Source organism: Enterobacter cloacae complex sp. OE43NF (assembly GCF_023544405.1).
Taxonomy (GTDB): domain Bacteria; phylum Pseudomonadota; class Gammaproteobacteria; order Enterobacterales; family Enterobacteriaceae; genus Enterobacter; species Enterobacter cloacae.
In genome coordinates, this window is the sequence record NZ_JAMJFW010000001.1 from 117,891 (window position 1) to 130,149 (window position 12,259).

Consider the following 12,259-nt stretch of genomic DNA (forward strand, 5'->3'; position numbering starts at 1 on the left):
ATGATGGCGTTGCGTCGACAAGGGACATGACTATCCGGGGAGTATATGCAGTATTGGGGTAAAATCATCGGCGTTGCGTTCGCCATCATCATGGGTGCCGGGTTTTGGGGCATCGTGCTTGGCCTGATTATTGGCCATATGTTCGATAAGGCACGCAGCCGCAAAATGGCGTGGTTCGCCAACCAGCGCGAGCGTCAGTCCCTCTTTTTCTCTACCACCTTTGAGGTGATGGGGCACTTAACCAAATCAAAAGGGCGGGTAACGGAAGCCGATATCCAGATTGCCAGCGTATTTATGGACCGCATGAATCTGCATGGGGAATCTCGTGTGGCGGCGCAAAATGCGTTTCGCATCGGTAAATCGGATAACTATCCGCTGCGCGAAAAAATGCGTCAGTTCCGCAGTATCTGTTTCGGCCGTTTTGATTTAATTCGGATGTTTCTGGAGATCCAGATTCAGGCGGCGTTTGCCGACGGGTCTCTTCATCCGAATGAACGCGATGTGTTATACGTGATTGCCGAAGAGCTGGGGATCTCCCGCATGCAGTTCGACCAGTTCCTGCGCATGATGCAGGGCGGCGCACACTTTGGCGGTGGCTATCAACAGCATCAATCCTCTGGCGGCGGCTGGCAGCAGGCGCAGCGAGGCCCGACGCTGGAAGACGCCTGTAACGTGCTTGGCGTGAAACCTTCGGATGATGCGACAACCATCAAGCGTGCCTATCGTAAGCTGATGAGTGAACATCACCCGGATAAACTGGTCGCGAAGGGCTTACCGCCAGAGATGATGGAGATGGCGAAGCAAAAAGCGCAGGAAATCCAGAAAGCGTACGAGCTGATAAAAGAGCAGAAAAATTTCAAATAAAAAATGGCCCGACACAGTCGGGCCATTTTTTTAGAAATCCACCGGGGCTTTAAACGTCATTGCGTTGCCAAACGCCGGGTGGGTGATGGTGAGTGTCTGGGCATGAAGCTGCAAACGCGGCGCTGAAGCCAGCGCCTCCGGGGGGGCGTAAAAACGGTCTCCCAGAATCGGGTGCCCCAGCGCGAGCATATGCACACGCAGCTGATGTGAACGCCCGGTAATGGGCTTAAGCAGCACGCGCGCGGTGTTATCCGGCGCGTACTCCAGCACTTCATACTCGGTTTGCGCGGCCTTGCCCGTCTCATAGCATACCTTCTGCTTTGGTCGATTTGGCCAGTCGCAAATCAGCGGCAGATCCACCAGCCCTTCCGCCTGCGCGGGATGGCCCCAGACGCGTGCGACATACTGCTTTTTCGGCTCACGCTCGCGGAACTGACGTTTGAGTTCACGTTCAGCCGCTTTGTTCAGCGCCACCACAATCACGCCGCTGGTTGCCATGTCCAGGCGATGAACGGACTCCGCCTGGGGATAATCACGCTGAATACGTGTCATCACGCTGTCTTTGTGCTCATCCAGACGTCCCGGCACGGACAACAAGCCGCTTGGCTTATTGACCACCATAATGTGCTCATCCTGATAAAGGATAACCAGCCACGGATCTTGCGGCGGATTGTAAGGCTCCATCACCATCTTGTGCTCCGGTTACTGATGCGTCACAACGATAAGACGCAGGGCATCCAGACGCCAGCTTGCCTGATTCAGGCTTTCCAGCACCTGCTGACGGTTGCTCTCAATCGCGGTCAGTTCGTCATCACGGATGTTTGGGTTCACCGCTTTTAACGCTTCCAGACGAGACAACTCTGCAGACAGTTTCTCATCGGCTTCCTCGCGTGCGGCATCAATCAGCGTCCTGGCCGCTTTTTCGATCTGCGTTTCACCCAACTGCAGAATGGCGTGCACGTCCTGTTGTACGGCGTTGACCAGTTTGCTGCCCGTGTGGCGGTTTACTGCGCTCAACTGGCGGTTGAAACTCTCGAATTCAACCTGTGCAGCCAGGTTGGTGCCGTTTTTATCCAGCAGCAGACGCACTGGCGTTGGCGGCAGGAAGCGGGTGAGCTGCAGCTGTTTCGGCGCTTGCGCTTCCACAACATAGATCAGCTCAACCAGCAGCGTACCAACGGGTAATGCTTTGTTTTTCAACAAGGAAATCGTGCTGCTACCCGTGTCGCCGGAAAGGATCAGGTCGAGGCCGTTGCGGATCAACGGGTGTTCCCAGGTGATGAACTGCGCGTCTTCGCGAGACAGCGCCACGTCACGCTCAAAGGTGATGGTGCAACCATCCTCCGGCAGGCCCGGGAAATCCGGAACCAGCATATGATCGGATGGGGTCAGCACGATCATGTTCTCGCCGCGATCGTCCTGGTTAATCCCGACGATGTCGAACAGGTTCATGGCGAAGCTGATCAGGCTTGTGTCGTCATCCTGCTCTTCAATGCTTTCGGCAAGCGCCTGCGCTTTTTCGCCACCGTTGGAGTGGATTTCCAGCAGGCGGTCACGTCCCTGCTCCAGCTGCGCTTTCAGAGCCTCATGCTTTTCGCGACAGGATTTGATCAGCTCATCAAAACCGTCCGTATTTTCCGGCGCTGCCAGGTAACCGATCAGATCCGTATGCACCTGATCGTAAATGGTACGTCCCGTCGGACAGGTATGTTCGAACGCGTCCAGACCTTCGTGGAACCAGCGTACCAGCACCGACTGAGCGGTTTTTTCCAGGTAAGGGACGTGGATCTGAATATCATGCGCCTGACCGATACGGTCCAGACGGCCGATACGCTGTTCCAGCAGGTCGGGGTTGAACGGCAGATCGAACATCACCAGGTTGCTGGCGAACTGGAAGTTACGCCCTTCAGAACCGATTTCAGAGCACAGCAGAACCTGTGCGCCGCTGTCTTCTTCACTGAACCAGGCCGCGGCGCGGTCGCGCTCGACAATGGACATGCCCTCGTGGAACACGGCGGCTCGAATACCTTCACGCTCGCGCAGAACCTGCTCCAGCTGCAGCGCGGTGGCCGCTTTGGCGCAGATCACCAGCACTTTCTGTGAACGATGAGCCGTTAAGTAACCCATCAGCCATTCAACACGCGGGTCGAAGTTCCACCAGGTTCCGGTATCGCCTTCAAATTCCTGATAAATCTGCTCCGGGTAGAGCATGTCGCGCGCACGTTCTTCCTGGCTTTTGCGCGCCCCCATAATGCCGGAGACTTTTATTGCCGTCTGATACTGCGTCGGCAGCGGCAGCTTGATGGTATGCAGTTCGCGTTTCGGGAAGCCCTTCACGCCGTTACGGGTGTTACGGAATAGCACGCGGCTGGTGCCGTGGCGGTCCATCAGCATATCGATCAGCTCTTTACGCGCGGATCCCGCGTTGTCGCTGTCACTGTTGGCTGCCTGCAGCAGCGGCTCAATATCCTGTTCGCCAATCAGATCGCTCAGGGTGTTGAGTTCGTCATTCGAGAGGCGTTTGCCCGCCAGCAGCATGGCGACAGCATCGGCAACCGGGCGGTAATTATTCTGTTCTTCGACAAACTGCTCAAAGTCATGGAAGCGGTTTGGATCGAGCAGGCGCAGACGGGCGAAGTGGCTCTCCAGCCCCAGCTGCTCCGGCGTTGCGGTCAGCAGCAGGACGCCCGGCACGCGCTCGGCAAGCTGTTCAATCGCCATGTATTCACGGCTCGGTGCCTCTTCGCTCCAGACCAGGTGGTGCGCTTCGTCGACCACCAGCAGATCCCACTCTGCGTCGCACAGATGCTCAAGACGCTGCTTGCTGCGGCGCACGAAGTCCAGGGAGCAGATGACCAGTTGTTCGGTTTCAAACGGGTTGTCTGCGTCATGCTGGGCTTCGGCGTAGCGCTCGTCGTCAAACAGCGAGAAACGAAGGTTAAAGCGGCGCAGCATCTCAACCAGCCATTGGTGTTGCAGCGTTTCCGGTACCACGATCAGCACGCGCTCGGCGGCGCCAGAAAGCAGTTGTTGATGCAGGATCATACCGGCTTCAATGGTTTTACCGAGGCCCACTTCGTCTGCCAGCAGTACGCGAGGCGCATGACGACGACCAACGTCATGGGCGATATTCAACTGATGAGGGATCAGGCTGGTGCGTTGACCACGCAGGCCGCTCCACGGCATGCGGTACTGTTCACTCTGGAATTTACGTGCGCGATAGCGCAGGGAGAAGCGATCCATACGGTCGATTTGCCCGGCAAACAGGCGATCCTGCGGCTTGCTGAAAACCAGTTTGCTGTCGAGCAGCACTTCACGCAGGATGACATTGCTCTCGTCAGTGTCGAGGCGAGTCCCAATGTAGGCGAGCAGACCATTCTCTTCTTTTACGTCTTCAACCTTTAGCTGCCAGCCGTCGTGGCTGGTCACGGTGTCACCTGGATTGAACATCACGCGGGTAACAGGGGAGTCATTGCGAGCGTACAGGCGGTTTTCACCGGTAGCAGGGAAAAGGAGGGTGACCATGCGTGCATCGACTGCAACCACGGTTCCCAATCCAAGTTCGCTTTCTGTATCGCTGATCCAGCGTTGACCAAGTGTAAAAGGCATATGTGTTCGGCTCTAATCTTTAATTGCAGGCAATAGTTCAACCACCGTCAAAAAAGACGGTCATCGAAAAATGGGTCCGGGAGTGGAAAGGGCGCTATGGTACTGGATGGCAGCGATTTCGTCACGTGTCAAAATAGGCCAAGCTGCCCTGTCACTAGTGTAGCAAAATCGTCGTCAATGAAAGGCAAAATTCCATCCGCGACGGGCTGAAGCTGGCGCGTCAGGTAGTGGTCGTAGTCCAGCGCAGAGTGTTGATAATCCACAGGCTCTGGCCCGTTTGTCGTCCAGACATACTTGATGGTGCCCCGGTTCTGATACTGCGGGGCGCGCCCCCGACGGACGTTCTCTTCATCCGCCAGACGCGCGGCGCGGACGTGCGGCGGAACGTTACGCTGATACTCGGCCAGCGGGCGGCGCAGGCGTTTGCGATACACCAGCTGGTTGTCGAGCTCGCCGGCCATCAGGCTGGCTATCGTCTCGCGGACGTAGTCCTGATAAGGCTCATTACGAAAGATCCGCAGATAGAGCGTTTGCTGGAACTGCTGCGCCAGCGGAGTCCAGTCTGTGCGTACCGTCTCCAGCCCTTTAAACACCATGCGTTGCTTTTCACCTTCCTGAATCAGTCCGGCGTAGCGTTTCTTGCTGCCCTGATCGGTTCCACGGATAGTGGGCATTAAAAAGCGGCTGAAATGGGTTTCATACTCCAGCTCTAACGCACTGGTTAACCGCTCTTTTTGCAAATGCGCTTGCCACCAGTCGTTCACGAAGGCGACCAGCTGTTTGCCAATTCGCGCGGCTTCCTCTTCGGCGTGCGCGCCCTTCAACCAGACGAAGGTGGAGTCGGTATCGCCATAGATCACTTCATAGCCCTGGGATTCGATCAGCGCCTTTGTCTGGCGCATGATCTCATGCCCGCGCATGGTGATAGACGAGGCGAGACGCGGGTCGAAGAAGCGACAGGCGCTGGTGCCCAGCACACCGTAAAAGGCATTCATGATAATTTTCAGCGCCTGAGAAAGCGGCTTGTTGCCGTGGCGCTTGGCCTCATCGCGCCCGTGCCAGATCTGTCCCACGATCTCCGGCAGGCAGTGTTTCTCCCGTGAGAAACGCGCCCCCAGAAACCCGTCGGTGCTGTGCGTATCGTCCGGCTGCGCCATCCCCTCTACCAGCCCCACCGGATCAATCAGAAAGGTGCGGATAATCGAGGGGTAGAGGCTTTTGTAGTCCAGTACCAGCACGGAGTCATACAGTCCCGGCCGGGAATCCATCACGTAGCCGCCAGGGCTTGCCTGCGGCGGCACGTCCCCCAGGTTCGGTGCGACGTAGCCTGCCCGGTGCATGCGGGGAAAGTACAGATGGCTGAATGCCGCCACGGAACCGCCGTGCCGATCAGCGGCAAGACCATTTACTGTGGCGCGTTCCAGCAGAAAAGGCATGATCTCGGTTTTGTGGAAAATCTGCGTAACCAGCTCACAATCTTTCAGGTTATAGGTGGCAAGTGCCGGTTTGTCTTCGTTGAAGCGGCGGTCGATCTCATCCATTCGGTCCCACGGGTTATCGATGGATTTCCCTTCCCCCAGCAGCTCCTGCGCCACTGCCTCCAGCGAGAAGGAAGAAAAATTCCAGAATGCGGATTTCAGCGCCTCGATGCCGTCGATAATCAGGCGACCGTTGGCCTGCGCGAAGAAGACGCCGTTTTTGAAACCGTGCTCGCGCCATTCCAGTTCGCTATGACCCCGCCCAAGCATGAGCGGGATGCGGTAACGCTCGGCGTGTTTTTGCAGTACCCGCAGGTCGAACTGCACCACGTTCCAGCCGATCAGGACATCGGGATCGCGATCGGCAAACCACTGGTTCAGTTTTTCCAGCAGCTGTGGCCGACTGTTGACGTACTCCAGCCGGAAGTCCAGCGCGGAGGCATCGCCATTCGGTGGCCCGAGCATATAGACAACCCGGTCGCCGCAGCCTTCAAGACCAATACAGTACAGTTCACCGTGACGGGTGGTTTCGATGTCCAGTGAGACCCATTTCAACGGCGGACGGTAGTGCGGGTTGGGTTTCAGGCGGGCGTTAATCAGCCCGCCGTTGTGCGCTGTGCCATCAACCCAGACAGGGGCGGTAATAAACCGCTCCATCAGAAAACGTTCCGGGGGACGAATATCGGCCTCGTACAGGGTGACGCCCGCCTCGCGCAGCAGTTTTTCATAGCGCATCAGCTGGCGATGGGCGCGACAATAGAGACCGTAAACCGGCTGGCGATGGAAATCTTTTAGCTCAAGTGGCGTGATGCGCCAGTTGTTTTCACCGCGCAGTAGCTGCTTTGCTTTGTCGATGTGGGCTTCAGGAATAAATGCCACGGACTCCTGTGGCGGCAGGGTAACGCGCAGCGGGCCGTTGTCCGTCGCCAGCCAGAACTCCACCTCTGTTCCCTGAGGCGTATCCCGCCAGTGTCGGGTCAGTAAAAAACCTTCTTGCGCCTGCGTCACGCCGTTATCCCATAAAACAAAACCAGGCCTGATTATAGCCTGGTTAGCGGTTTTATGCTGGGTTTATATACAGTTTATTGCCCGTAATAAGCTTTTGCACCGTGCTTGCGCAGGTAGTGTTTGTCCAGCAGCGTCTGTTGCATATCCGGCAACTGTGGTGCCAGTTGACGACAGAAGATGCCCATATAGGCTACCTCTTCCAGCACAATCGCGTTATGCACTGCATCTTCCGCATTTTTGCCCCACGCAAACGGGCCGTGGGAATGCACCAGCACCCCGGGCATCTGTGCTGCGTCGATTCCTTGTTTTTCAAAGGTTTCGACAATCACATTGCCGGTTTCCCACTCGTACTCGCCGTTGATTTCCGCATCGGTCATCAGGCGGGTGCACGGAATGGTGCCGTAAAAGTAGTCTGCGTGCGTGGTACCGGTAGCCGGGATGGACTGGCCTGCCTGCGCCCAGATAGTCGCATGACGCGAGTGGGTATGCACAATGCCGCCGATGGTCGGAAATGCCTGATACAGCAGGCGATGGGTGGGGGTATCGGAGGAGGGTTTTTTCTTCCCTTCCACCACTTCACCGGTTGCAATGCTGACCACAACCATATCGTCAACGGTCATCACCGTATAATCCACGCCGGAAGGCTTGATGACGAACACCCCTTTTTCGCGGTCAACGGCGCTGACGTTGCCCCAGGTCAGGGTCACCAGATTATGTTTAGGCAGCGCCAGGTTGGCTTCGAGTACCTGGCGTTTGAGATCTTCTAGCATTGTTGTCTCCCGCCGGATGGCGTTTCGCTTATCCGGCATACACAATCGTAGGCCCGGTAAACGCAGTGCCACCGGGCACGTCGTACTTAACGTTTCGAACCGTAATAGACTTCATTCCAGCGCAGCGCGTCTTTAAACGCGGGCAGGCGGGTATCGTTATCGATCACGGTCAGTTCGATGTCGTGCAGTTCAGCGAACTGACGCATATCGTTGAGATCCAGCGCGTGACTGAAGACGGTATGGTGCGCGCCACCGGCGACGATCCAGGCTTCGGAGGCGGTTGGCAGATCGGGCTGCGCTTTCCACAGGGCGTTGGCGACCGGCAGTTTTGGCAGCGCGTGTGGCGTTTCAACCGCATCCACACAGTTCACCAGCAGGCGGAAACGATCGCCCAGGTCGATCAGGCTGGCGTTGATGGCCGGGCCGGTACGGGTGTTGAAGATCAAACGTGCCGGATCCGCTTTACCGCCAATGCCGAGGTGCTGCACGTCGAGGATCGGTTTCTCTTCAACGGCAATGGACGGGCACACTTCCAGCATGTGTGAACCGAGTACCAGGTCGTTGCCATTTTCGAAGTGGTAGGTGTAGTCCTCCATAAAGGAGGTGCCGCCCTGCAGACCGGTTGACATCACTTTCATGATGCGAAGCAGAGCGGCAGTTTTCCAGTCGCCTTCGCCCGCGAAGCCGTAGCCCTGCTGCATCAGACGTTGTACTGCCAGACCCGGCAGTTGTTTCAGACCATGGAGATCTTCAAATGTCGTGGTAAAGGCGTGGAAGCCACCCTGTTCCAGGAAGCGTTTCATCCCCAGTTCAATGCGCGCCGCGTCCAGCACGTTCTGGCGTTTGTCACCCTTCACCTGCGCCGCTGCGGTGAGGCGGTAGCTGCTTTCGTATTCGTCAACCAGCGCGCTCACGTCGCCATCGCCGATCTCATTGACGACCTGCACCAGGTCACCCACGGCCCAGGTGTTCACGGAAAAACCAAACTTGATCTGCGCGGCAACTTTATCACCGTCGGTGACTGCCACTTCACGCATGTTGTCGCCAAATCGCACCACTTTCAGATGGCGGGTATCCTGTTTGGAAACGGCCTGACGCATCCAGGAGCCGATGCGTTTCTGCGCATGTTGATCCTGCCAGTGTCCGGTCACTACGGCGTGCTGCTGACGCATACGGGCGCCGATGAAGCCGAACTCACGGCCGCCGTGTGCGGTCTGGTTCAGGTTCATAAAGTCCATATCAATGCTGTCCCATGGCAGGGAGGCGTTGAACTGGGTATGGAATTGCAGCAGCGGTTTGTTGAGGATAGACAGACCGTTGATCCACATTTTGGCGGGTGAGAAGGTGTGCAGCCACACCACCAGACCCGCACATTTATCGTCGTAGTTTGCGTCACGGCAGATATGGGTGATCTCATCCGGCGTCGTGCCCAGCGGCTTCAGCACCAGTTTGCATGGCAGTTTGGCCTCAGCATTCAGCGCGTTCACGACGTGTTCCGCATGTTTCGTCACCTGTTGCAACGCTTGCGGTCCGTACAAATGCTGGCTGCCAATCACAAACCACACTTCATAATTATCAAAAATGGTCATCGTCGTGTCCTTAATGGGTCAGGGTTGCCGTCGTATCCGCGGTGTGTTTTGACGGGGCGGCGACAGGGAGATAGTGAAGTTCGGCGCTTTTTGCCCATTGCTGGTAGCGCTGATAAAGCTGTTCAAAGCGTTGCGCCTGTTGAGCACGCGGCTGAAGGGTATTTTCGACCGCGCTTGCCATATGCTGCTGTGCAGTCGGGATATCGGCGTGTACGCCCGCGGCAACGGCGGCGAAAATAGCCGCACCCAGCGCGCAGCATTGATCGGATGCGACAATCTGCAGCGGACGGTTCAGCACGTCGCAGCAGGCCTGCATGATCACCGGGTTTTTACGGGCGATACCGCCCAGCGCCATGACGTTATTGACGTCGATGCCCTGTTCGGTGAAGCACTCCATAATCGCGCGGGCACCAAAGGCGGTGGCTGCAATCAGGCCGCCAAACAGGGCCGGGGCATCGGTCGCCAGATTGAGATCGGTGATAACGCCTTTAAGACGCTGGTTGGCAAATGGCGTACGGCGGCCGTTGAACCAGTCGAGCACCACCGGCAGGTGTTCAAGAGACGGATTTTTCGCCCACGCGGCGGTGAGCTGGGGCAGCAGCTGTTTCTTACTCTCGGCAATCTGGGTTTTCAGTTCCGGGTGCGCGGTCGCCAGCTGGTCCAGCGGCCAGCCCAGTACCCGACCAAACCAGGCGTAAATATCGCCAAACGCAGACTGCCCGGCTTCCAGACCGATAAAGTCCGGTACCACGCTGCCGTCGACCTGTCCGCAGATACCTTTCACTGCGCGGTCACCGACGCTGGCCTTATCCGCAGTCAGGATGTCGCAGGTGGAGGTGCCGATCACTTTCACCAGCGTATTGGGTTGGGCACCAGCGCCCACCGCGCCCATATGGCAGTCAAACGCACCGCCGGAGATTGCCACGTTTTGCGGCAGGCCCAGGCGTGTTGCCCACTCTTCACAGAGCGTGCCCACCGGAATATCGGCGGTAAAGGTGTCGGTAAAGAGCGGGTACTTCAGGCTCTTGTTGATAATCGGATCGAGTTCATCGAAGAAGGCTGCCGGTGGCAGACCGCCCCAGCTTTCATGCCATAGGGATTTATGCCCGGCGCTGCAGCGGCCGCGGCGAATATCCTGCGGGCGGGTGGTACCCGAGAGCAGGGCAGGAACCCAGTCACACAGTTCAATCCACGATGCGGCTGCTTGTGCAACCGCTGCGTCAGCGCGGGTGACATGCAGGATCTTGGCCCAGAACCATTCACTGGAATAAATTCCGCCGATGTAGCGCGAATAGTCGGTTTTGCCCGGCTGGTGGCACAACCGGGTGATGGCTTCGGCCTCTTCGACGGCGGTATGGTCTTTCCACAGCACAAACATGGCGTTCGGGTTGTCGGCGAACTCAGGACGTAGCGCGAGCACCCGGCCTTCCGCATCCACTGGCGCGGGGGTAGAACCGGTGCTGTCTACGCCGATCCCAACCACCTCTGCACGCTGGGCGTCAGTCAGTTCTGCCAGCACGGTTTTGATTGCCGCTTCCATCGACTCGATGTAGTCGCGTGGATGGTGACGGAACTGGTTGTTTGGCGCATCGCAGTAGCGCCCCTCTTGCCAGCGTGGGTACCACTCAACGCTGGTTGCTATCTCCTGGCCGGACGTACAGTCCACTGCCAGGGCGCGAACCGAGTCGCTGCCAAAATCGAGGCCAATCGCAATTGCCATGGTGTTGCTCCATCAGAAAACAGGTATGAGAGAACATTAGAGACTGGGGGCGAAAATCGTCAGGCAGGATCCGCTAATCTTATGGACTAAATTGCTGTTGAGATGGAAAGTGTGACGCCGTGCAAATATTCAATGTGGACATTTCTGCCGCACTTATAGACACTTTTGTTACTGCTTATCTGCCCACTCTGGCGGAGAAATCAGGGGGAAAGGCTGAAACATGGCGGACGTAAAAGAGACGTGATGCTTTTTGGATCTCGTCGCAGGCCATTTTTATACGGCTTTTAACGATATGGACAATTGGTTTCCTTCAGTACCGTTGGGAGAACTGAATCTATGGCCGAAACGCAAAACGATCCCTTACTGCCGGGTTATTCGTTTAACGCCCACCTGGTGGCGGGGCTGACCCCTATCGAGGCTGAGGGATATCTCGATTTTTACGTTGACCGTCCGCTCGGGATGAAAGGGTACATTCTGAACCTGACCGTACGTGGGGAAGGGATAATCAAAAACAACGATCAGCAGTTCGTCTGTCGTCCCGGCGATATGCTGCTGTTTCCACCTGGTGAGATCCACCATTACGGGCGTCATCCGGATGCCAAAGAGTGGTATCACCAGTGGGTCTACTTCCGCCCCCGCGCCTACTGGCAGGAGTGGCTTTCGTGGCCAGCCATTTTCGCGCACACCGGTTTTTACCGCCCGGACGACGCTCATCTGGCCCAGTTCCGCGAGCTGTTTGCCCAGATCATAGAGGCAGGGCAGGCGGGTGGGCGCTACGCTGAGTTGCTGGCGATTAATTTGCTTGAACAGGTGTTACTGCGCCGGATGGAGGCGATTAACGCGTCGCTTAATCCGCCGCTGGATAACCGTGTGCGTGATGCCTGCCAGTACATCAGCGACCACCTGGCCGACAGCCAGTTTGATATCGCCAGCGTGGCCCAGCATGTCTGCCTGTCGCCGTCGCGGCTGTCGCATCTGTTCCGGCAGCAGTTGGGTGTCAGCGTGCTGAGCTGGCGCGAAGATCAGCGCATCAGCCAGGCGAAACTGCTGCTCAGCACCACCCGGATGCCCATTGCCACCGTCGGGCGCAATGTGGGCTTTGAAGATCAGCTCTATTTTTCCCGCGTATTTAAAAAATGCACTGGCGCCAGCCCCAGTGAATTCCGGGCGGGATGTGAATAAACGGTAAAAAAAGATAAACAAGCAGGTGAACAACGGAAG

8 protein-coding genes are annotated in these 12,259 nt (G+C 57.1%); 2 read left to right on the forward strand and 6 right to left on the reverse strand.

The genetic code is table 11. The features are described 5' to 3' along the window. Nucleotides 1-45: 45 nt before the first annotated feature. On the forward strand, nucleotides 46-864 hold the full coding sequence (djlA, locus tag M8370_RS00580; protein WP_013095544.1) for a co-chaperone DjlA: 819 nt from the start codon (nucleotides 46-48) through the stop codon (nucleotides 862-864). Nucleotides 865-894: 30 nt separating this feature from the next. Here the strand turns inward: djlA and rluA are convergent, their stop codons facing one another. The 6 genes from rluA to araB form a co-directional block, all read right to left on the reverse strand. Then, on the reverse strand, nucleotides 895-1,554 hold the full coding sequence (gene rluA, locus M8370_RS00585) for a bifunctional tRNA pseudouridine(32) synthase/23S rRNA pseudouridine(746) synthase RluA (RefSeq protein WP_020688480.1): 660 nt from the start codon (nucleotides 1,552-1,554) through the stop codon (nucleotides 895-897). A gap of 12 nt (nucleotides 1,555-1,566) precedes the next feature. Beyond that, complete coding sequence (gene rapA, locus M8370_RS00590) at nucleotides 1,567-4,473, reverse strand: RNA polymerase-associated protein RapA (RefSeq protein WP_045292756.1); 2,907 nt, start codon at nucleotides 4,471-4,473, stop codon at nucleotides 1,567-1,569. Between the two features lie 128 nt (nucleotides 4,474-4,601). After that, the gene (polB, locus tag M8370_RS00595; RefSeq protein WP_250020367.1) at nucleotides 4,602-6,959 is read right to left on the reverse strand and encodes a DNA polymerase II; all 2,358 of its coding nucleotides are present in this window, start codon (nucleotides 6,957-6,959) and stop codon (nucleotides 4,602-4,604) included. A gap of 74 nt (nucleotides 6,960-7,033) precedes the next feature. Then, nucleotides 7,034-7,729 (reverse strand): L-ribulose-5-phosphate 4-epimerase, encoded by a 696-nt coding sequence (gene araD, locus M8370_RS00600; RefSeq protein WP_023620030.1) that lies wholly within the window; start codon nucleotides 7,727-7,729, stop codon nucleotides 7,034-7,036. Between the two features lie 86 nt (nucleotides 7,730-7,815). Beyond that, the gene (gene araA, locus M8370_RS00605; protein WP_020688483.1) at nucleotides 7,816-9,318 is read right to left on the reverse strand and encodes an L-arabinose isomerase; all 1,503 of its coding nucleotides are present in this window, start codon (nucleotides 9,316-9,318) and stop codon (nucleotides 7,816-7,818) included. A gap of 10 nt (nucleotides 9,319-9,328) precedes the next feature. After that, complete coding sequence (gene araB / locus M8370_RS00610) at nucleotides 9,329-11,038, reverse strand: ribulokinase (protein WP_023620027.1); 1,710 nt, start codon at nucleotides 11,036-11,038, stop codon at nucleotides 9,329-9,331. Nucleotides 11,039-11,374: 336 nt separating this feature from the next. On the opposite strand from araB, the gene araC reads away from it, so the two are divergent. Then, nucleotides 11,375-12,220 (forward strand): arabinose operon transcriptional regulator AraC, encoded by an 846-nt coding sequence (araC, locus tag M8370_RS00615; RefSeq protein ID WP_013095551.1) that lies wholly within the window; start codon nucleotides 11,375-11,377, stop codon nucleotides 12,218-12,220. The last annotated feature ends 39 nt before the right edge of the window (nucleotides 12,221-12,259 follow it).